Raw genomic sequence first — 21,022 nt, 5'->3', positions numbered from 1 at the left:
CCGTCACACCACAGCGGCGCGCAACTGGGCCTCGGTCAGGAACAGCGCCCCGGTCAGATCGGCCCCCCGCAGGTCGGCGCCCCGCAGATCGGCCCCGGTGAAATCGGCCCGCCGCAGGTCAGCGCCCCGCAGATCGGCTCCGATGAGCAGCGCCCCGCGCAGGCTCGCCGCACGAAGATCGGCTCCCCGCATCCGCCGCCCGATCAGGTTGGCACCCCGGTGATCCTTCTGACCCTTGGCCCGGGCCTTCGCCCGGGCCAGCTCGCTCGCCTGCTGCAGGAGAGGGTTGATCTTCCTCCGGTACGCGTCCAGATCGAGCCGTTTCACCGCGGCCGCCGCGCCCCCCGCCAGCCGGTCGGTCTCCTCCCGCGCGTCGCGCAGCATCGGGTGCAGCTCCGCCGCCTCGTCGAGCTTGAGCGCCTCGGTGAGCAACCACATCAGCTCGTGCAGCTGCCGCACGATCGGCAGCAGGGCCAGCATGTCGGGCGCTTCCCGCCAACTGCGGCCCCCGAACGTCTCCTGGGTGATCCGCTGCCCGGCCCCGAAACAGTCGAAGACGACACAGCCGTGAAAACCCTTGGCATCGAGCCGGTCGTGGATCGTGCACGTCGTTCCGTCGAGGTTGGGGCAGGGCCGGCCGGGCGCTTTGTCGATGGCAAAGTCTGACGTTTTAGCAAAGGCCGGAGCCACACAGCAGAGGCCGGCGCAGCTCGCGCAGTCGGCTTCGAGTACCCGTTCGCCCACCTGACCCACTCTCTCAGACGCCTTCGTCGTCGATGTCCGGGGTGGGCGTGCCGGGGCTCACGGGGCCGCGGCGGACCCGGGGTAACGCGTGTGTCGAGCCCACAGGAATTTGCCAGGAAAACCCCCGCCAAACGTTCACCTGGATCACCCTCTCGGCCGATTCATCAGTTGTCCGAGGCGGGCACGGAAGGCCGCCGAAACAAAGTACGAGCCCGGCGGAGCCGGGCTTCAGCCAGGGGCCGACCGGTCGATGGCTACCGAACAGGGAGAACGATCCTATGCGCAGCATGAGCATGCTTCAGCTCCTCGGCGGTGTCGCCGTCGCCGGTGCCGTCGCCGCCGGCAGTACCGCTCTGACCGGCTCCGGCCTGTCGATGACGCCGAGCGCCAACCAGTTCGTCGGTGGCTCCATCGATCAGAACATCACCGGCGCGAACGTGGACACCATCGTGTACCACTACACCGACACCACGAAGACGCAGGTCGACTACCTCACGGTCACCCTCACCGGCGCGGCCAGCAAAGCATTGACGATGTCGGCCACCGGCACCGGCTTCGGCGCTTCCGGCGCGACCAAGTGGCTGTGCGACGACGGCACCACCACTCCGACGGGCAGCGGCTCGGTCCCGATCCTGACCGGAGCGGCCGGCGCGGCGAGCACCAACAGCGTTGTCTGCACCGCGACGGACAACGCCGGTAGCCCGACCGGCTACTTCGCCGGCATGACCAAGCTGACCGTCGCGGTTGCCTAATCCACCGCCGCGGCTGCTTCCGGGTGTCAGGCTCTAGGTAAGGCGCCAACCCAGGGGATCTCATCCGCGCAAATGTCCGCGCTTTCACCGTGGCCGCCATCCTTGTGATGGCGGCCATTGGCGCGTGGGCGCTCATGACCGAGCGGATCTCGTATGTCGTCACGAGCGGCGTCAGCATGAATCCGGTCTATTACCAGGGCGACCTGGTCTTCGTCCGCAAGGCCGATTCGTACCATATAGGCGAGATTGTTGCTTACCATGGTTCCGTCCCGGGGCAGAAGGTGCTGCACCGCATCATCGGTGGCAACAGCAGTTCGGGGTTCGTCTTCAAGGGGGACAACAACCAGTCGACCGACCCGCTGAGACCCGCCGGCGACCAGCTGATCGGCCACGCGGCCCTCCTCGTGCCGAATGGCGGCTACTGGCTGAAGCCGCTGTTGGGCCCGACCGGCCTGGGAATGATCGGCTTTTTGTTCGTCGGCAGCGGGACCGCGGTGGCTCGAAACCGCCGCGAGGTTCCTCGGGGCCGCCGCAAGAAGAAAGTGAAGGCCATGTCGCGCCAAGGAGGCTCGTTGACGGCCGCAGCCGCGATCCTGAATTTGATCAAGCGGCTGCCACCCGTCCTGCGGGCCGCGGCCGCCGTCGTGGCTCTCGTGGCCGTCATCGGGCTCGTTCTCGGTGTGCTGGGTTGGATGAAACCCCCCTACCAGACCCGGAAGGTCGCACACGGCCCGCAGCGGTCGATGACCTACTCGTATTCGGCGAAGGTGCCGAGGTCGGCCGCCTACGACGGCACGACCGTGGCCTCCCCCGACCCGATCTTCCGCCGGCTCGCCAGCCGGATCGACCTTCATGTCGCCTACTCCGGGCCGGCGGGCACGTTCGGTCTCACCGCCCGGCTCACGAACGGAACCGGCTGGCACACCTCGATGCAACTGGTGAAGGACACGGCCTTTACCGGGACGTCCTACCGGGCGACCGTTCCCCTGGATCTGGCCGCGCTGACCGCCCGCTCCGATGCGGCGTCGCAGGCGATCGGCGCCTCGAAGGCCGGCGCCGTCAGCGTCGAACTGAATGCGCACGTGAAATCGAGCGGCCTGGGCACCCTCCAGGCGCCGCTGAATCTCCAGATCGACGCGATGCAGATGGTGCTCGGCAACGGCGCGAACTTGACGACCGGCGGTTCCGCCGACGCCACAACCATCACGGTGGCTCGCGAGCTCAGGGTCTTCAGCTGGTCGGTCATGAACGCCGCCCAGGCCCGATCCTATGCGTTGCTCCTGCTGATCATCGCGGCCTTGGGCGCCTTCGGCATCTTCTTCGTCATTCGTCGCAACACCGTCGTCCGCACCCGCGCCGAGATCGAGCGTCGTTACCCTCAGTTGCTCGTTCACGTGGAGCCGATGGCGTCGCCGCCCGGGAAGCCGGTCGTCAACGTCGACAACTTTCCCGCGCTGGTCAAGCTCGCCGAGCGCTACGGCCAGATGATTCTCACGTGGCGCCGCCCCGACGCCGACGATTTCGTCGTTCGGGACGAGGGGATCACCTACCGATATCGGGTTCCACTGGACGAACCGACCCTGCAGAACGTCGAACTGATCGACCGGCCGCCCGGCGCCGGCACCCACCGCCGAAGGGCCGCCTCCGAGGTGTCCTGACGGTCATCAAAACAAGCCCTACCAGCCATCACTACGCAGAGTCAGCAGAACCTAGGCTGCCCGGATGATCAAGAAGCTGGTTGCCGCGGCCGCTGCGGCCGGGGCCACGGCGGCGCTCGCCCTGGGCTCGCCGTCTTTTGCCGCTACCGCGCCCACGCTGGCCGGACCCGACGCCCGCATCGGTTACGGGCCGGTCGAGTTGAGTGGGACCGCCGCGCCGGGTGCGTCCGTGCAGTTGTATGAGACGGCGATCGTCTTCGACGACCTGGAGCCGGCCGACGACTGGGCGAACGGGGGCGGCCCGGTGACCGCCACCGCCGACTCGGGTGGGCACTGGCGGTTGCAGCGGATTCTGGACTCCGGCTTCTACTTCCAGGTCGAGTCGGAGGGCGTACGGTCCAACAAGCTGACCGTCCGCATCCAGCAGAATCCGGTCCTGACCCTCACGTCGACCAGCGCGAACACCGTGTCGGCCCACGTCGAGGCCTCCCCGGGCGAACCGACCCTGGCGGCGCAGGTCCAGGTCAACCTGAGCGGCGGTTGGACGACCATCGCGGCTGGCGAGATCGGCGCGGACGGCACGTTCGACGGGACCGCCCGGAATGTTCCGGCCGGCTCGCACGCCTTCCGGGCGTACGTCGGCGCCGACCCGTCGAACGGCGTGCTCGCCGGTTACTCGGCCGCCCGCAACCTGACCGTGGCCGGAACCTCCGCGCCGGCGAAACCGACCGGCAGCGTCCAGTTCACCAAGATCCAATACAGGGCGAAGAGCCTGAACGCCGAGTGGGTCCTCGTCACCAACAACACCGGGGCGACGGTGGACCTCAGGAGCTGGACCATCCGCGACGCCACCAACCACGTCTACACCTTCACGTCGACCTACCGCCTCAGCAGCAAAGGCGCGGTCTACGTGCACACCGGCAAGGGCACCAACAGCAGTGCCCACCGCTACTGGGGCCGTACCGGCTACATCTGGAACGACGGCGGCGACACCGCCATCCTCCGGGACGCCAAGGGCAAGACCGTCGACACCTGCAAGTGGGGTGCCGGGAGCGGGGTGACCGTCTGCTGATCGAACCGGCACACTGTCTCGATGAAATTGCGTGGCGGGGGCCGCGGGCCCGACCTGGCCGAGCTCGATCAACGGATGACCGAAGCCGACCTGGAGGACCGCGCCCTCGTGCACGCGGCCGCGCAGACCGGCTACTACCTGCGCCACATGCGTCGCAACCGCTACCGCTACACCATTCTCGAGGGCGGATCGCTGCTGCTGGGAAGCGCGGCGACTGTCCTCGCCGCACTGTCCGCACCGGCCTGGGCGACCGCCGTCGTGGCCGCCACGGTCACCTTCCTGGCCGGCATGCGGCGGGTCTTCAACTGGCACGCCGACTGGCTCGCCAACTCCGAGGCGTGGTCGCGCGCCTCGGCCATGCTCACGCAATATCGGCTGGTGCCGCCGGCCGAGCGCACGCCGGAACGTCAGCGCGAGCTCGTACGCGACATCGACGACCTGGTCGTGGAGCAGACCCAGGGCTGGGGAAGGCGGCGCCGCGAGCTGTTGAGTCAGGAGACCCTGGGCGCCTCTGCGACCACGCCGGTCGCCAGGTCGTAGACGTAGCCGGCGATCGCGACCTCGTCCGGGATCCCCGGCGCCGCGCGCAGCCGCTCCACATCGGTGCGGGCCGTGCTCGCCGGGTCGAGCACCGCGGTGTCGGCCAGGTCGCGTTCGGAGGCGCCGATCCGCGCGGCGAAGTCGTTCCGCAGGTCGTCGTCGGCCAGCAGGGCTGAGCCGCAATCGGTGTGGTGCACGATCGCCACCTCGAACCACGGCCCCTCCGGCGTCTTGCTGCGCACCAGGTGGGCGATGTAGGCGACGTCCCGGGCGACCGCGGGCGTCACCCGGCCGCCGATGTCGCGCTGCACGATCGCGTCGCCCAGCCGCAGTCCGAGGAAGGCCGCCGGGTCGACGCGCGGGTCGATGCAGGTGATCACGTAGAGCCCGGTGCGTGGATGGAACGGGATCGACGGCACGTCGAATCGTGCGGGCGTCGACGCGTACGTCCGGTTGCGCTCGAGAAGCGCATCGATCTTCCCATCAAAGGGCCCCGATCTGTAGGCATGCGTCGATCGTCGGCCGTGGGCCGATCAGCGAACAGTGGCAGTACTGCCGCCGACCGATAGCATCGCGCCATGGCCCGTCACCGCCTCGTCGTGCTGCTGCTCGAGCAGGTTCTGCCGCTCGACTTCGCCATCCCGATGCACCTCTTCGCCCGCGAGGCGCCGGAGTTCTACCAGGTCAGCACCGCCACGATCGACGGCTCGCCGGTCGGCATGGCCGGCGGCACGAGCCTGGTGCCCGACGGCGACCTGCGCCTGCTGCCCGCCGCCGAGACGGTCATGGTCCCGGGCTGGGGCGGTGCCGCGACGACCCGCCTCGACGACGTGACGCTCGGGGCGCTGCGGGCCGCGGCCGGGCGCGGCAGCCGGCTCGTCTCGATCTGCTCGGGCGCGTTCGCGCTGGCCCAGGCCGGCCTGCTCGACGGCCGCACGGTCACCACCCACTGGTCGCTCGCCGGCGAACTGGCCCGGCAGTTCCCGGCCGTGACCGTCGACGCGTCGCGGCTCTTCATCGCCCAGGACACGATCTTGACGTCGGGCGGGGTCACCTCGGGCGTCGACCTCTGCCTGCACATGCTGCGCGAGGACGTCGGCCCGTCGGTCGCCAACCACGTGGCCCGCCGGATCGTGATGGCTCCCCGCGACGGCGGCCAGGCCCAGTTCGCCGAGGCAGCGCCGATTCCGCCGGCCGACGACGCGCTCGCCGCCGCCCAGCAGTGGATGCTCTCGGCGCTCGACCGGCCGATCACGGTGGCCCAGATGGCGGCCCGGGCCCACATGTCACCGCGCACCTTCCACCGGCGGTTCCAGGCCGGCACGTCGCGCACCCCGCTCGCCTGGCTGCACGAGCAGCGGATCGCCCGCACCAAGGAGCTCCTGGAGACCACCGATCTGCCGGTCGAGGAGATCGGCCGGCGGGTCGGCCTGGGTACCCCGGCCAACCTGCGGGCACATTTCCGCCGGGCGACGAGCATCTCGCCGGTCCGGCACCGCCGCCTGTTCGGCCGGCGCTGACGCCGTCGCGCTCTTTCCCGTACGCCGTAAGCCCTACCCCGACCGCAGAGCCGCGTCGAACTCGTCGCGGTGCACGGTCCACCAGCGCAGCACCTCCGACGAGCGGCGCAGGAGGTGGTCGCAGGCCGGGTCGCCGAGATCGTAGTGCCGGCGCAGAAAATAGGTGTCGGTCGCGAGGCTCCACCAGCGCCGGTGCGCCGCGTCGACCAGCGCGTCGTCGCCGATGGTGAACCGGCGGCGGTAACCCTCGGCGAAGGCGGCGACCCTCGTCCGGTCGCCGATCTCGAACATGATGGTCGCGGTCCGCACGACCTCCCGACCGTACGGCCGCACCCCGAGCCGGTCCCAGTCGAGCACCCCGCTGACCGTGTCCCGGTCGAAGAGCAGGTTGAGGTCGGTGAGGTCGCCGTGCGTCCACCCGGCCGGCCGCACGTCGGGGTCGTCGGGCGGTCTCAGGTCGCCGATCTCGTCGAGCAGCCGCAACCGCCACCCGATCTCTGCCCCGGCGAAGAGGTCGAAGCCGTCCCGCCCGGCCGCCGCGATCCGGCCGAGCCGCGCCAGATCGGCCCGAGCGTCGTCGACCGTCCGCGGCCGGTCGGCCAACGGCGCCAACCCGGCCACCGCCGCGGCCGGCCCGGCTTTTGTTTTTGGCTCGTCCGCGGTCAGGCGGGCTTCCACCCCTGGCATCGCCTCGGCCACTCCGATGTGGATCCGGCCGACCAGGTCGCCGAGGGCCCGGCAGGCGGCCGGGCTCAGCTCGCTGCCCAACCGGTGCCGGCCCGGCATCCACCGGGCCACCAGGTAGTAGTGGCCGTCGACCTCGGCCCCCACCACCTCGGGCACCGGTAGGCCCCGGGCCGCGAGCACCGGCAACAGCCACTGCTGCCGGCGACCGGCGGCCGGGGCCGCGTCACGCAGTTGCTTGACCGCGAACACCCCGGCCGTGGTGGTCAGGCGCCAGTTCGGATTCATCAGGCCCTCGGTGATCGGCGCGCAGTCGATCACCTCGCCCAGCCCGAACCGGGAGGCCACCGCGGTCAGCACACCTCACATGATGACCGCGGCGGCCCACCGTCAGCAGGAGGACTTGTAGAGCGCGTCCTTCTGGTCACCGTTCATGTTCTGCGCGGTGACGATCGAGAAGCCGGTCTGCACCGACTTCGTGATCTGGCCGCCGTCGAGTGCCGCCACCGCCTCGCCGAGGCCGACCGTGCCGATGTAGCCCGGCTGCTGCGCGACGATCGCCTGCACGGTGCCGTTCTGCAGCGCCTTCACCTGGTCGGGGCCGGCGTCGAAGCCGACCACGTTGACCTTGCCCTTCTTGCCCGCCTGCTGGATGCCGGTGGCCGAGCCCTGGGCGGAGAAGATGTTGGCCGCGAAGACGCCGACGATGTCGGGGTCCTTCTGCAGGGCCGCGGTGACCAGCTGGGCCGCCGTGGCCGGGTCGTTGTGCGAGTACTGCACGCCGACGTACTTGTATTTGCTGTCCGCCGCGGCCGCGTCGGAGAAGCCCTTGACCCGGGCGTCGGTGGTGGACACCCCGGGGTCGACCGAGATCGCCAGCACCTTGCCGCCCTGCGGGGCCAGCTGCTTGATCGCGTCGAAGGCCGCCTTGCCGCCGCCGATGTTGTCCGAGGCGATCGCCGACACCGCGTACGACGGGTCCTGGGTCGTGGTGTCGACCAGCACGATCTTCGTACCGGCCGCAGCCGCCGCGGCCAGCGGCGCCTGCATCGCCTTCACGTCCGTCGGCGCGATGAGGATCGCGTCGGGTTTGGCGTTGACCGCCGAGTCGAAGATCGGCTTCTGCAGGGCCGGGTCGAACTTCTGGGGGCCCTGGGTGTTGACGGTGACGCCGAGCTTCTGCGCCTCGGCCTGGATGCCGCACTGCATGGTGATGTAGAACGGGTCACCCTCGACGCCCTGAATGAAGGTGATCTTGTAGGGCTTCTTCGCCTTGTCGGGCAGCGGGACGTCGGCCGTGGCCGAGGTGGAGGGTGGGGCGCTGACCACGACCTGGCCGCCGCCGCCCGCGTTCGAGTCGGTGGGTTTGGTCGAGGAGCATCCGGCCGCGACAAGCGCGACCGTGCTGCCGAGAGAAACGATGCCGAGAAGGTTGCGCCGGTTCATACCTGCTTACTTCCTTCCATCTGTCGAGGGGACTCCCGAGGTGTTTCCTTGGGGCGAGAAGATCTGCGGGCGCCGCGCTGGGCCGCCGCGCGGCGGGTCTGGTCGACGTAGACCGCGGCGATCAGCACCGCGCCGACCGCCACGCCCTGCCAGAACGGGTCGACGCCGATGATCACGAAGCCGGACTGCAGGACGGCCGGGATGAACAGGCCGACGATCGTGCCGAACATCGAGCCGTAGCCGCCGAAGATCGAGGTGCCGCCGATCACGACGGCGGCGATGACGTTGAGGTTGGTGAGCGACTGGCCGCCGATCGTGGTGGTGCCGAACTGGGCCAGGTACATCACCGCGCCGATCCCGCCGAGAATGCCGGTCAGCAGGTAGACGTACATGAGGTGGCGGTCGACCCGGATGCCGACCCGGCGGGCCGCCTCCTGGTTGCTGCCGATGGCGTACGTGTGGCGGCCGAAGCGGGTGCGGTGCAGCGCGACCCCGCCGATGATCACGATGATCAGGGCCAGCAGGGGTAGCGCGGGCAGGCCGATGAACCTCGTGTAGATGCCGAAGTCGGTCAGCGAGGTCGCGTCGACCGAGATGTTGACGCCCTTGCTCAGCACGTACGCCAGCCCGAGCGCGGCCGACAGCGTGCCCAGCGTGACGATCAGGGCCGGGATCTTGGCGTACGAGATCAGGAAGCCGTTGAGCCAGCCCCAGACCGCGCCGGCGACCATCGCCGAGACGATCCCGACGATCACCACCCCGGCGCCGTCGCCGCCCATCGCCGCCATCAGCTTGGCCGAGATGACCGAGGCGAAGACCAGCACCGAGCCGATCGACAGGTCGATGCCCGAGGTGATGATCACGAACGTCATGCCGACGCCGAGCACCGCCAGCACGGCCAGGTTCTGGCTGATCAGGGAGAAGTTGTCGCCGGACAGGAAGCGGTTGCCGCCGGCGATCGAGAAGAAGGCGACGATCACGACCAGGACGGCGAGGATCCACACCGCCTGGGTTTCTCCGAGGCGCCGCCAGATGGACGGCGACTCGTCGACGAATTCGGTGCTCATGTCGCACTCTCCGAACTGAAGTCGAGCGCCCCGGTCATCGCGCCGACCAGCTGCTCCACGTTGGTCTCGTTGCCGCGATAGGTCGCGACGCGCTTGCCGAGCCGCATCACCTGGATGCGGTCGGCGATCTCCAGCACCTCGGGCATCGAGTGCGAGATGAACACCACCGCGATGCCACGGTCGCGCACCCGTTTGATCGAGTCGAGGACGTTGCGGGTCTGTACCACACCCAGCGCGGCGGTCGGCTCGTCGAGGAAGACGACCTTGCTGGCCCAGGCGATGGCCCGGGCGATCGCGATCTGCTGCCGCTGCCCGCCCGACATCGACCCGACCGGGGCGTTGAGCGCCCGGACCGTACCGCCGAGCTCGTCCAGACCCTCCCGGGTCTGGTCCCGCATGGCCTTGTTGTCCATGAAGCCGAGCCGGCCGAGCAGGCCACGGGCCGGAATCTCCCGGCCGAGGAACATGTTCTGGGCCGGGTTGAGGTGGGGCGCCAGGGCGAGATCCTGGTGGACCACCTCGATGCCGAGCCGGCTCGCCTCGGCCGGCGAATCGAGCACGACCGGCCGGCCCTCGAACTCGATCGTGCCGGCGTCGAGGGCCAGGTTGCCGGAGAGTGCCTTGACCAGAGTGGACTTCCCGGCCCCGTTGTCGCCGATCAGAGCGACGACTTCACCGAGCTCGATATCGAAATCGGCGCCGCCGAGCGCCATCACGTGGCCGAACGACCGGTACAGGCCCTCGGCTCTGAGAACTGCTGTCATTCTGCCTCCACACCCTTCTAGGAGATTTCAGGCCAGTCGGTGCCTGGGCGGCACAGCGCCACGCGTACGGAACCCTGAAGGGACCAGTCCCCCAGCCCGTCGGGAATCGCATAGATCTCGCCCTTTTCGATGGCCTGCCCGGCCAAGGTCCCGGTTCCGGAAAGGACGACCGCGACGGCGAAGCCGTGCGGAACGGTGATCGGCTCGGCGCCGGCCGGCGCGGCGAGATCAAAGCGGAAGTACGCGTCAGCCGCCGCCGGAAGCCCGCGTTGAAGCCGGCCGCTCGTGGCCGCCGGATCCACGTGGTGCCGGAGAGCGGCCAGCGCCTCCGGGCCGGTCGCACGATGGTTGACCGCGCCCAGCACGGTGTCGAAGCCCAGCCCGAGATGCGAGTCCTCGCGGCCGGCCGTGGTCACCGACCATTCGAGCAGGATCGAGAAGTCGGTCGGCTCCTGCACTTCGACCAGGAAGACCCCGGCCCCGGTGGCGTGCGCCTCGCCGGCCGGCACCAGGACGCCGTCGCCCGGCCGCACCGAGATCTTGTTCATGTGGTCGAGCAGCCAGTCCGAATCCTGGGCGTCGACCCGCTTGGCCAGCTCGGCCGGATCGACGTCGGCGCGGAACCCGACCCAGACCGACGGATCGTCGCCCCGCACCTCGAGGATGTGCCAGGCCTCGGTCTTGCCGTAGCAGGAATGCAGGTGTTCCCGGGCGAACGGCCTCGTCGGGTGGACATGCACCGGGAGCCGCTGACCGGCGTCGAGGAGTTTGACCAGAAGCCCGACGTCGGTCCCCCGGTCCGGCGCGCCCGTCCACCCGGCGGGATCCGCCGCCACCAGGTCGCCGAAGAGCGACCCGTCGGCCAGCCGGCTCGGGCCGTCAGCCGGCCGGCCGGCCACGTGCACGGTCGCCGCCAGCCACTCCTCCGGGCTGCGCTCGGACGGCGCCGGCACCCCGCGGAAGGCGGCGATCCGCTCCCCGCCCCGGTAGAAGTGGTCGACGATGTTCGGCGGCATCAGGACTGGACGCATTGCAACTCTCCGGATCCACGTTGGACAAGCTCGGTCGGCAGAAGAACCTCGGCCGGGGTCAGCGGCGTGCCGCGGATGCGGGTGAGCAGGCGGTCGACGGCGACCGTCGCGATCCGGGCCGGGTCGTGGTCGACCACGGTCACGCCGGGTCGCAACGTGTCGGAGAGTTCGAAATCACCGAAGCTGATCAGCGCCACGTCGGCGCCGCGGCCCGCCCGGTGGAGTGCCCGGACCACGCCGAGGCTGGTGCGGGCGTTCGACGAGAAGATCGCGGTCGGCGGGTCCTCCCGTCCCAGCAACCCGGCGACCGCGGTTTCGCTGTCCTTCAGGGCGGACAGAACGATCTCGGGGGCTCCGGCCTTCGTCATCGCATCGGAGTAGCCCTCGCGCCGGTGCAGGGTCGTCGGCAGCTCGGAATAGTCACCGAGGAAGGCGATCCGGCGGTGGCCGTACGCCAGCAGGTGCTCGATCGCCGCCCGGGTGTCGCCCCGGTCGTCGACGCCGACGAGGTCGAGGCCCGAGCCCGGCCAGCCGCGGTCGACCAGCACGGCCGGGATGTCGCCGAGGGCGGCCGTGAAATAGTCGTGGTCACCCGTGGTCGGGGCGACCAGCAGGCCGCGCACGTTCTCGCGGGCCATGCGGAGCACCTGCTCCCGCTCGCGGAGCGGATCACGCCAGGTCGAGGCGACCTGGGTGCTGAAACCGGCGGCCATCGCGTCGACCTCGACGACCGAGACCAGCGAGGCGAAGAACGGGTCGGCAATCGAGTCGACGATCACCCCGATCGTGGTCGAACTGCCGGTGACCAGGGAGCGGGCGGCGGCGTTCACGACGTAGCCGAGATCCTGAACGGCGTCGAGGACCAGGCGGCGGGTCTTGGCGGAGACGCCGGGCGACTGGTTGACGACCCGGGACACGGTTTTGATCGAGACTCCGGCGACCCGGGCCACGTCGTACACGGTCGGCCGGCCGGCGCCGGCAGCTCCCTCGGGTACGTCGTTCATCTCGTGCTCTTCTCGTAAAGAGCTGGAAACAACTCCGTTCCCGGGGAGTCTGCGCTCGGACTGACAGCGCTGTCAATGATCAATCCATTTCGATCTTGAGATTCGGCTTCGCCCTGCTCGTTCGTTATGACAACGTTGTCGTTTTGGGCCTGACCATCCGCTCTTCGCCGGCCCACCCCACGTCGGGCCGAGGCCGACCGGCGCCCGTGGGGCCGAAGCCGACCCGGCGCTCGTGGGGCCGAAGGCCGACCCGGCGCTCGTCGAGCCGAAGGCAACCCGGCGCTCGTCGAGCCGAAGGCAACCCGGCGCTCGTCGAGCCGAAGGCAACCCGGCGCTCGTCGAGCCGAGGGCAACCCGGCGCTCGCGGCCGATCGCCGGCGTCGTCGCGCTGGGCACCGGTTCGCCGCGTTCGCCCGGGAGCCGTCGCACCCCTCCGCCGGGTGCCCGGATCCGGCTCACCCTCCCCCGGGTGAAGGCGGCACCGGGCGCAGGGTAAGCTTAAGAAGCCGACGCGGGGTGGAGCAGCTCGGTAGCTCGCTGGGCTCATAACCCAGAGGTCGCAGGTTCAAATCCTGTCCCCGCTACAAAGAAGTGCAGGTCAAAGGCCGTTTACCCCTTCGGGTGAACGGCCTTTCTGCACTCCGTGGTCGCGGATCTGGTCGGCACCGTCCTCGGCGAGACGGACTTGGCGCTTGATGGCCCACAGCCGCCAGATCGCGGCCCGGGCCTGTCCTAGAGCGACTGGACGATTTGAATCGGATTCCCGTCGGGGTCCGCCGTCCACGCGATCAGCAGCCGCCCGAGCCACACGTGCGGGCCCTTGATCGGCGGTGAACCCAGCGCGACGACGTGCTCATAAGCGGCAGCGGTGTCGGAGGTCCAGAGGACGACGGCGGTGTGCTGCACGCCCGAGACCGGGTCGAGCCCGTGGTCGTCGCGGGTGGAGTCCACCGAGGAGAAGCCGATCTTGTAGCCGTCGAGGGTCAGGTCGACGTGGATCGGTTCTCCCTCGGCGGGCACCCGGAAGGCCTCGGTGAATCCGAGTTTCTCGTAGAACTGGGTGATCCGGGTGACGTCGTCGCTGAAGAGGATCAGCTGTGGCTCCTGAAACATCCCCATGCCAGGACCCTACTGGGATCCTCGATCCGGCAGGCTCCGGCGTGCTCGCTGACGGCCGCGATTGGCGTGACGCTCGACTTGCGCCGCGGACGCCGATGTCATTGATCAGCAGGGGCTCCGATTGACGAAAGATGGGATGTTTGGAGGCTCCTCCCTTGCGATGACCGTCTGATACCAGTATGAAACTGAGAACACCTCCGATGAATCCCGCCGTCCCCAGGGAGTTCTCGTGAACAGTGCCCGTGCCCTCGCCGCAGCACTCCTCGCCGCGGCGGGCTCGTTGATCGCGGCTTCCGCGGCCGATGCCGCGACGGCGATCACCCTGTACGCCTCGCCCGCCGGCAGTGGCTCGGCGTGCACCCAGGCCGCGCCGTGTTCGCCGGCCGGAGCGCAGAACGCCGTTCGGTCGCTGGCCCCGGCCACCAGCGGCGCCGACGTGACGGTGCTGATGCAGGACGGGACCTATCGCCTGTCGGCCACGTGGTCGTTCGGGCCCGCGGATTCGGGGAGCGCCGGACATCCGGTGGTCTGGCAGGCGGCTCCGGGCGCCCATCCGGTGATCTCCGGGGCGTCCCGGGTCACCGAGTGGACTCAGGTCGGCACGTCGGGGGTGTGGTCGGCCCCGGCGCCGGCGGGGAGCGCCACCCGCCAGCTTTATGTCAACGGTTCCGCGGCCCCGGTCGCGATGGCGAGCCCGGCGGCGCTCGGGTTCTCCGGGGCGTGGACCGGCACGTCGACCGGCTATTCGATCGGCGGTGACAGCGCCGCCGCCGCGTGGTTCGGCGCGCTGACCGCCGCCCAGGTCGCGGGCGTGGAGTTCGACTATCCGGGCGGGAACGGGCCGTGGACCGAGTCGAGGTGCCGGGTGGCGAGCTACTCGGCCGCCGCGAAGACGTTGACGATGACCCAGCCGTGCTGGACCGACACGACCGCGCGGGCACCGTTCAGCCAGGGCAGCGGCGGGCTGCCGTCGATGTCGACCGGAACGAAGCCGGCGCGGCTGGAGAACGCGCGGGTGCTGCTGCACCCCGGGCAATGGTTCCTGGACCCGGCCGCGAACACCCTGTACTACCAGCCCGCGGCCGGCCAGCAGATGACCGCCCTCGACGTGGAGCTGCCCCGGTTGGAGTCCCTGCTCCGAGGGGCGGGGACGCTGCGGACTCCGCTGCACGACGTGACCTTCCGCGGTCTGCAGTTCTCGTACGCCACCTGGAACGGGCCGTCCAGTCCGTCCGGATTCGCCGACGTGCAGAGCAACCTGCGCATCACCGAGGCGAACAACCAGGGCTTGTGTACGTTCTCGTCGCCGGCCGGCACATGTCCGTGGGGTGCGCTGACGCAGCCGCCGGCCAATGTGGCGTTCAGCGCGGCAAACAACGTCACGCTGTCCGGGAACCGGTTCGCCGAGCTCGGCGGCGCCGGGCTGAGCGTGATGTACGGCTCGGCGAACACGCTCATCCAGGGCAACGAGTTCACCGACATCGCGTCGACGGCCATCCTGCTCGGCTGCACCTATGACCCGCTGCCCACCGACCCGGCCGAGTCCGCCGGGATCAAGCAGCACTGCACGCCGAATCCTTCGGAGGTCAGCGGCGACACGATCGGGGCCAACGAGATCCTGACCGGCACCACCGTGGCCGACAACAGCATCCACCACATCGGAACGAACTATTCGTCCGCGTGCGGCATCACCCTGCTGTTCTCCCGCGGCACCACGATCACCCACAACGATCTGTACGACCTTCCGTACACCGGTATCACCGCCGGCGTCATCCAGGGGCACGTCGATCAGGCCGGCACGCCACAGAACTCGACCAACATCAACGCGGACAACGCGATCAGCGACAACGTCTTCCACGACTTCCTGTCGGTGCGCAGCGACGGCGGTGCGATCTACGCGGAGGGCCATCAGGCCCGGTACGTCTACCAGGGCGACGGCACGACCATCGACCCGGTCCAGACGCTGGCCCACGGGTTGCAGGTGACCGGGAACGTCGCCTACCGCAGCCCGAACACCAACTTCACCTACTACGACGACGCCGGCGCGGAGTGGATCAACTGGCAGGGCAACGTGGCGTTCGGCGCGGGCTCGGCCTCGCAGGGCGGGTGCAGCCCGACCGGCCATTTCTGGATCACCGGCAACTACTTCTCGAACAGCACCCAGTCCTACCCCTGTGCGGCGCCGATCGACACCCATGCCAGCGGCAACACCGTCATCTCGGCCACGCCGGGGCCGGGCGTCGTCCCCGACAACCTGTTGGCGGCGGCCGGCGTACGGCCGGCGTTCTCGGCCCTGGCCGTCGCGGCCGGGCCGAAGATCTACTACGCGTCGCCGACCACCAGCCAGACCACGCAGGTGCTCATCGGCGGTGAGGGATTCAGCCCAAGCACCCCGGTCTACCTCGGCACCACCCCGGTCAATGGCGTCCAGCACCTGTCCGGCGGCTTCCTGATCGTGCCGGTGCCGGCCGGGACCCCGTCCGGCACGATCTCGGTCGGGGCGCCGGCCAACGGAAATCGGCTCAACGACACCGAGCCGGCGATCACCTACAGCGGGTTCAGCTACGCGGCGAACCGGGGCCTGGGCGACTACCTCGATGACATCCGCTACGCCACGGCGAATGGATCGACGGCGACGCTGGCCTTCACCGGCACGACCGTCCAGGTGTTCGGCGAGCAGTACACCGACCAGGGCAACATCGGTGTCCGCATCGACGGCGGCACCCAGCAGACCGTCAATACCGTGCCCGCCGACGGCCAGCGGCACACCAACGTCGCGGTGTTCTCCGCCGCCGGGCTCGCCGCCGGCAGCCACACCATCGTCGTCACCAAGCTCTCCGGGCAGTACGCCACCCTGGACGGCTTCCAAACCCCGTAAGCCGGCAGCACGCCGGCCCGGTCAGGCCAGCAGAACCTCGCGCAGTTCGCGGCCCGGGTTGATGCTGCTGACCACGCGCGGCGCGTTGGGGTCGTAGACGTCGATGGTGTTGTTGCGGCGCATCAGTTCCCGGACGGGCGGTGGGAGAGGCGGCTCCTTACCCATCGCCATGCGCAGGTTCCGCGCGGTGGTGATCAGCCCGCTGGCCAGCGCGACGCCGTCGGTGTCGACCCGGACGTTGGCGAACTCCCAGCCCACGATGGTCAGGTCGAGAATCTCGAACAGGTGGGCCAGCAGCGGATCCCGGTCGGTCGCCTGCTTCGCGTGGGCGCCGATCACCCGGACGGCCGCGGCGACGTGGATGTAGGGAAACAGTCCGCAGGGCAGGCTGAACAGTGGCCACCGCAGGTCCGGCTGGGCGTCCCGCCACAGCGGGCGGTAGTTGCCGCGGTCCACGACGAACTGGTAGCCGACGCTGCGGGAGAGAGCGGCAGCCAGTCCCTGGACCTCCCGATGGGCCGACTCGGCGAACTCGTCCACGATGCCGGCCGCCGCCTCGACGCCGTCCGGGCCGGTCAGCACCTCGGCGACCGCGTCGGCCTGCTGGTGGAACGATCCCGCCTGACGCATGCCGAAGCGCTGCCGGACATCGTCGATGATCGCCATCTGCCGGTCCGTGTTCCGTCGAACGAGCTGCTCGGCCGGTTTACGCCGAAACCACCGCATGTCGCCTCGTCTCGCCACCGTCGCCCCGAACGCGGCCATGCTAATCGAGCGGGATCGGGTGTTCCCGGCCGGTCCGGGCAAAGATGAGCGGCCTGGTGGACGGAGGTCCTCGGTCAAGTGGCGACGGGCTTTGTTCGGCCGGCCGGCGGTGGTCGCGGTCAATCCGCGCTCGTGACGCCCACCTGGTTTACCGCGGCGGCGAGGCGGATCCGGGAGTTGACGCCCAGCTTGGCGTAGGTCGCCCGTAGGTGCGTGGCCACCGTGTTGGGCGAGAGGGTCAGCTCGGCGGCGGCGGAGCGGTTCGAGTGGCCTTCGGCGATGAGGCGCGCCACCTTGCGTTCCATTGTGGTCAGTGCCGCCCATCCGGTTTCCTGGCGCGGATGGGCCGGGGGCCGCCTCCGGCGGCGCAGGCCGACCTGGTGGAGGGTGTGCAGCACACTTGCCGCGCCCGCGTCGGCGCCCAGCTCCTCATAGCGGGCGAGGGCCCGTTCGAGGCTGCCGACCGCCTCGGCCCGGCCGTCGGCCGTGACCAGCCCGGCCCGGCCCGCCTCCTCCTCGGCCAGAGCGAGCAGCAGGTCGCGTCCACCGGCCGTGAGCAGGTCGACGGCCCGCTGCGGGTGCCCGCTCAGCAGCCCGTGGGCCAGGGCGGCGGCACCCGCCGGCCCGGCGGCGCCCGGGTGCCGGGCGGCCAGCCGGTCCAGCCGTTCGGCCACTTCGGCCAATCGTTCCAGGTTGCCGCGCCGATGGGCGATCACCGCGTGCCGGGCGAGCACCTCGTCCCACCAGGGCATCTCGGCGGCGCGGGGTGACTGAAGGGCCGCCGGGGCGCCCTCCTGGTCGTCGATGAGGCCGGTCAGGACCGGCAGTTCGGTGCCGGCCCGGGCCGCTTCCGCCATCTGCTTGCGCGCCTCGCCGAGCGACCCGCGGGCCAGCGCGACGAAGGCGAGGATCGCCCGCACCCGGCCCACGAACGCGTGGTCGGCGAAGTCGGCCGCCAGATGCAGCGCCTGCTCGGCGTCCTGCCGTGCCTCGTTCAGGCGACCGGCTCCGAGTTGCAGGTCGGCGCGGAGCCACGCGTACTCGATGGCGTGCCAGGAATCGGCATGCCGGGCCGATGCCAATGCCGCGAAAGCGGCGTCGAGGTCGAATCGGGCGGTCGCCGCGATTTCTCGGATCTCCAGCTGGGCCAGGTCGGGGGCGCCGGTTTCGTCGGATGCCGTCCCGCCGATCTCGCGGGCCCGCCGGAAGTGGGCCGCGGCCTCGGCATAACGCCCGCCGCTCAAGGCCGTCTCGGCCCGGCCGACCGCCGCAAGCGCGGCGGCCACGGCATCTGCGGCCTCACTCTGACCGGCCCACCCCGCCTCGGCGCCTACGGCATCGGCGCGCTCACCCTCGCCGGTCCGGCCAGGCGCGGCGCCTACGGCTTCTGCGGACTCACCATCCCGGCCAACTTCGGCGGCCACGGCATCGGCGGGCTCACCCTCGCCGGTCCGGCCGGCGGCGCCGTCGGTTACGGCCAGGGCCACGTACGCCGTCAGCCGCGCCCGCAACGCCGGCGCCGCACCGGCGGTTTTCGGGTCGGCGGCGCGGCGGCCGAGTTCGGATCGGTTGCCGGCCGCCCACAGCCGTGGCGCCAACAGAAGCTGCACGAGTGCCGCCTGATCCGCCGAGGCCGGGCGGTCGCGCAGGATCTCGTCGGCGAAGTCGCGGGCCTGCGCGTGCTGGTGGGCGACGGTCAGCACGCGTACGACGTCGCGGCCGAACTCCGGTGAGCGTGAGCGGTCGTCGGCGACCAGGGCGTCCGCCTGCCGGATGAAGGTCACCGACGTGATCGACATGGTGGCCAGCAGATCGAGAGCCGCGGTGCGCAGCACGTCGGCCGCCTCGTGGTCGCCCTCGGCGGCGGTGGCCAGGATGTGCGGGGCCGCTTCGGCCGCCCCGCGGCCGGTTGCCACGCAGTGGTCGGCGAAGGAGCGGTGCATCGACCAGCGGGCCGACGGCGGGATGCCGTCGTAGACCGCCTGGCGGAGAAGGTCGTGGCGGAACGACAGCCATCGTCCGTCGTCGGTGAGCATGCCGAGGGCGATGGCCTCGGCCAGTGCGTCCGCGTACGCCGTCGGCGGCTCACCGCCCAGCTGTGCGGCGTCGCCGAGCCGGAACCGGCCGCCCAGCACCGCCCCGGCCCGCAGCAGGGCCAGGCATTCCGGTGAGGCCGCCGCCAGCCGTCGCCGGACCGCTTCGACCAGCCCGCCGGGGGTGCCGTCCTCGAGGATCTGGGTGACCAGGAACGGGTTGCCGCCGGCCGTGGCGAGCCGCTGGGCCAGGCCCGCGTCGGCCGGGTGGCCGAGCCGGTCGGCGGCGATGTCGAGAACCGCGTCGCCGGCCAGTGGCGCCAAATCGATGCGGTGCACCGGCAGCACACCCTCGACCGCTTCGGTCACCGCGTCGGCCGGGCGGTGGGCCTGGTTGCGGGCGGCCAGCAGCCAGCACATCCGGCTGCCGGCCAGCCGGGCGGTGAGCAGCCGCAGTACGAACACGCTGAGCGGATCGGACCACTGGAAGTCGTCCACGACCACCAGCAGCGGTTCGGTGTCGGACCGGGCCGACAGCAGCGCGGCCAGCCGCTCGGCCAGCCACAGCGGCTGGTCGTTGAGCGCCGCCAGCGAGAGGAAGTCATCGCTGCCGACCAGGGGCCGGGGGCCGGACCGCAGTGCGGGGCCGAGCGACGACAGCGGGGCGAGCCGGTCGCCGTCGCGGGCGGTGGCGGCGCCCACGGCGTATCCGAGGCGGCCGGCCTGCTCGACGACGGCGTGCACCAGCGCGGTCTTGCCGATGCCGGGCTCGCCGTGCACCACCAGGACGGAAGGATCGCCGTCGCGGGCCGCCCGCAGGGCGCGCAGGGCGGCGGCGACCTCCTCCGACCGCCCCCGCAACGCGGCCCGCTGGTTCACTCCCCGATCCTAGCCACCCCCGGGGGCGGCCGACCCGGGCCGAGTCCCCGGCCTCACCACGTGCCTCGCATCCGCTCCGGGGTGCGAGGCACGTCGGGCTCAGCGGCCTCGGGCCGCCTGCTCCAGGACCTGGGCGACGGCGTCCGGGTGGGTCACCGGCACGTCGTGCGCGGAGCGGATCTCGACCGTGTGCGCGCCGGCCCGCTTCGCCATGAAGCGCTCCGCCGCGGGCGGGATCCCCTTGTCCTGCGTCGCGACGATCGCGTAGGCCGGGATCGAGGAGGGCGCGGTGTGCGCCGCCGGCTCGGCCAGCGCCGCGGCGTCGACCGGGCGCTGCGTGGCGGCGCCGACGGCGGCGTCGGCCACCGACCGGTCGCCGGCGAACAGAGCCCGGTACGACTCGGGCTTCACGTAAAGGTCGGTGCCGCCCGGGTAGGCCTGCGCGACGGTGGTGTCGGGGCCGAGGAGGCTGCCCGGGAACTGCGCGTCCAGCTGACCGGCGCTCTCGCCGGCCCGCGGCTCGAACGCGGCGATGTAGACCGTGGCCTTCGTCTGAGTCGGCCGCTGGGAGGCGACCTCATTGACGATCATGCCACCGTAGGAGTGGCCGCCCAGCACGACCGGGCCCTTGATCGAATCCACGATGCTCTCGACGTAGGCGGAGTCCGAGGCGACGCCGCGCAGCGGGACCGCCGGAACCACGACCGGGTATCCGTCGTGCTGGAGCCGGCGGGTGACCCCCTGCCACGCCGACCCGTCCTCGAACGCGCCGTACACCAGCACGATCGTCGGCTTGGCCGGGCTGTGCGAGGTCGTGGCCGCCTCCGCCATACCGGCCACGCCGAGCCCGGCGGCCAGGGCCCCGACGGCGATACCGGCCACCACTGCACGCCGCTTCCGGATCGAACCACGCGTCTTGCTGCTCATGACTTCCTCTCTCGCTACCGGGCCCATGCCCGGTGGCGAGTTACAGCCAACCGCGAGCCGGGACGAGCGGGATCCCGCGAAGACAGGAGATCGAAACGGCCACGAAGGTCCTCGGCCGGGCATCTCCGGGCGCCCCCTC

Annotated in this window: 18 protein-coding genes and 1 tRNA gene; 7 read left to right on the top strand and 12 right to left on the bottom strand. The window is 70.7% G+C overall.

Annotated elements, in window-relative coordinates:
• Positions 1 to 3 precede the first annotated feature (3 nt).
• Positions 4 to 744, bottom strand: coding sequence for a pentapeptide repeat-containing protein (locus AB0M88_RS20720; RefSeq protein ID WP_364104314.1), 741 nt, complete (start codon positions 742 to 744; stop codon positions 4 to 6).
• A gap of 287 nt (positions 745 to 1,031) precedes the next feature.
• Here AB0M88_RS20720 and AB0M88_RS20715 point away from each other — a divergent pair, with 287 nt between their 5' ends.
• The 4 genes from AB0M88_RS20715 to AB0M88_RS20700 all read left to right on the top strand — a co-directional run bounded on the left by AB0M88_RS20715 (position 1,032) and on the right by AB0M88_RS20700 (position 4,766).
• The gene (locus AB0M88_RS20715; protein WP_364104311.1) at positions 1,032 to 1,496 is read left to right on the top strand and encodes a hypothetical protein; all 465 of its coding nucleotides are present in this window, start codon (positions 1,032 to 1,034) and stop codon (positions 1,494 to 1,496) included.
• An 89-nt stretch (positions 1,497 to 1,585) separates the two neighbouring features.
• Positions 1,586 to 3,154 carry a signal peptidase I gene (locus AB0M88_RS20710; protein WP_364104309.1) on the top strand — a complete coding sequence of 523 codons (1,569 nt, stop codon included), beginning with the start codon at positions 1,586 to 1,588 and terminating at the stop codon, positions 3,152 to 3,154.
• Positions 3,155 to 3,218: 64 nt separating this feature from the next.
• Positions 3,219 to 4,226, top strand: a complete 1,008-nt coding sequence (locus tag AB0M88_RS20705) for a lamin tail domain-containing protein (RefSeq protein ID WP_364104306.1) — start codon at positions 3,219 to 3,221, stop codon at positions 4,224 to 4,226.
• 21 nt (positions 4,227 to 4,247) lie between these two features.
• Positions 4,248 to 4,766 (top strand): DUF4231 domain-containing protein, encoded by a 519-nt coding sequence (locus tag AB0M88_RS20700; protein WP_364104303.1) that lies wholly within the window; start codon positions 4,248 to 4,250, stop codon positions 4,764 to 4,766.
• Here AB0M88_RS20700 and AB0M88_RS20695 read toward each other — a convergent pair.
• Positions 4,718 to 5,185 carry a carbonic anhydrase gene (locus AB0M88_RS20695; protein ID WP_364104300.1) on the bottom strand — a complete coding sequence of 156 codons (468 nt, stop codon included), beginning with the start codon at positions 5,183 to 5,185 and terminating at the stop codon, positions 4,718 to 4,720. The two genes, AB0M88_RS20700 and AB0M88_RS20695, sit on opposite strands and share 49 nt — an antisense overlap.
• 159 nt (positions 5,186 to 5,344) lie before the next feature.
• Here AB0M88_RS20695 and AB0M88_RS20690 point away from each other — a divergent pair, with 159 nt between their 5' ends.
• A complete protein-coding gene (locus tag AB0M88_RS20690; protein WP_364104297.1) occupies positions 5,345 to 6,286 on the top strand; it encodes a helix-turn-helix domain-containing protein in 942 nt (313 codons plus the stop codon).
• Positions 6,287 to 6,319: 33 nt separating this feature from the next.
• Here AB0M88_RS20690 and AB0M88_RS20685 read toward each other — a convergent pair whose 3' ends face one another.
• Genes AB0M88_RS20685 through AB0M88_RS20660 form a run of 6 tightly spaced genes read right to left on the bottom strand, consistent with a single transcriptional unit; the run spans position 6,320 to position 12,282 of the window.
• Positions 6,320 to 7,330, bottom strand: a complete 1,011-nt coding sequence (locus AB0M88_RS20685) for a phosphotransferase (protein WP_364104294.1) — start codon at positions 7,328 to 7,330, stop codon at positions 6,320 to 6,322.
• 30 nt (positions 7,331 to 7,360) lie between these two features.
• Positions 7,361 to 8,416 (bottom strand): ABC transporter substrate-binding protein, encoded by a 1,056-nt coding sequence (locus AB0M88_RS20680; RefSeq protein WP_364104292.1) that lies wholly within the window; start codon positions 8,414 to 8,416, stop codon positions 7,361 to 7,363.
• A complete protein-coding gene (locus tag AB0M88_RS20675; protein WP_364104289.1) occupies positions 8,413 to 9,483 on the bottom strand; it encodes an ABC transporter permease in 1,071 nt (356 codons plus the stop codon). The genes AB0M88_RS20680 and AB0M88_RS20675 overlap by 4 nt, the downstream gene beginning before the upstream one ends.
• The gene (locus tag AB0M88_RS20670; protein WP_364104287.1) at positions 9,480 to 10,247 is read right to left on the bottom strand and encodes an ATP-binding cassette domain-containing protein; all 768 of its coding nucleotides are present in this window, start codon (positions 10,245 to 10,247) and stop codon (positions 9,480 to 9,482) included. Before AB0M88_RS20670 ends, AB0M88_RS20675 begins: the two co-directional genes overlap by 4 nt.
• A gap of 17 nt (positions 10,248 to 10,264) precedes the next feature.
• Entirely contained in the window at positions 10,265 to 11,278 is a 1,014-nt protein-coding gene (locus tag AB0M88_RS20665) for a class I mannose-6-phosphate isomerase (protein ID WP_364104284.1), read from the bottom strand.
• A complete protein-coding gene (locus AB0M88_RS20660) occupies positions 11,263 to 12,282 on the bottom strand; it encodes a LacI family DNA-binding transcriptional regulator (protein ID WP_364104281.1) in 1,020 nt (339 codons plus the stop codon). Before AB0M88_RS20660 ends, AB0M88_RS20665 begins: the two co-directional genes overlap by 16 nt.
• Positions 12,283 to 12,792: 510 nt before the next feature.
• Here AB0M88_RS20660 and AB0M88_RS20655 point away from each other — a divergent pair.
• A tRNA-Met gene (locus AB0M88_RS20655) sits at positions 12,793 to 12,866 on the top strand.
• A 148-nt stretch (positions 12,867 to 13,014) separates the two neighbouring features.
• Here the strand turns inward: AB0M88_RS20655 and AB0M88_RS20650 are convergent.
• Complete coding sequence (locus AB0M88_RS20650; RefSeq protein ID WP_364104278.1) at positions 13,015 to 13,401, bottom strand: VOC family protein; 387 nt, start codon at positions 13,399 to 13,401, stop codon at positions 13,015 to 13,017.
• A 229-nt stretch (positions 13,402 to 13,630) separates the two neighbouring features.
• On the opposite strand from AB0M88_RS20650, the gene AB0M88_RS20645 reads away from it, so the two are divergent.
• Positions 13,631 to 16,279 carry a hypothetical protein gene (locus AB0M88_RS20645; RefSeq protein WP_364104275.1) on the top strand — a complete coding sequence of 883 codons (2,649 nt, stop codon included), beginning with the start codon at positions 13,631 to 13,633 and terminating at the stop codon, positions 16,277 to 16,279.
• Positions 16,280 to 16,300: 21 nt separating this feature from the next.
• Here AB0M88_RS20645 and AB0M88_RS20640 read toward each other — a convergent pair whose 3' ends face one another.
• The 3 genes from AB0M88_RS20640 to AB0M88_RS20630 all read right to left on the bottom strand — a co-directional run bounded on the left by AB0M88_RS20640 (position 16,301) and on the right by AB0M88_RS20630 (position 20,883).
• Entirely contained in the window at positions 16,301 to 16,945 is a 645-nt protein-coding gene (locus AB0M88_RS20640) for a hypothetical protein (RefSeq protein WP_364104272.1), read from the bottom strand.
• 218 nt (positions 16,946 to 17,163) lie between these two features.
• Positions 17,164 to 19,956 carry an AAA family ATPase gene (locus tag AB0M88_RS20635; RefSeq protein ID WP_364104269.1) on the bottom strand — a complete coding sequence of 931 codons (2,793 nt, stop codon included), beginning with the start codon at positions 19,954 to 19,956 and terminating at the stop codon, positions 17,164 to 17,166.
• Positions 19,957 to 20,055: 99 nt separating this feature from the next.
• Positions 20,056 to 20,883 (bottom strand): alpha/beta hydrolase, encoded by an 828-nt coding sequence (locus AB0M88_RS20630; RefSeq protein WP_364104266.1) that lies wholly within the window; start codon positions 20,881 to 20,883, stop codon positions 20,056 to 20,058.
• Between the last annotated feature and the right edge of the window lie 139 nt (positions 20,884 to 21,022).

The organism is Actinoplanes sp. NPDC051411 (assembly GCF_040682075.1).
Classification (GTDB): domain Bacteria; phylum Actinomycetota; class Actinomycetes; order Mycobacteriales; family Micromonosporaceae; genus Actinoplanes.
This window is presented reverse-complemented; position numbering and strand designations above follow the sequence as displayed.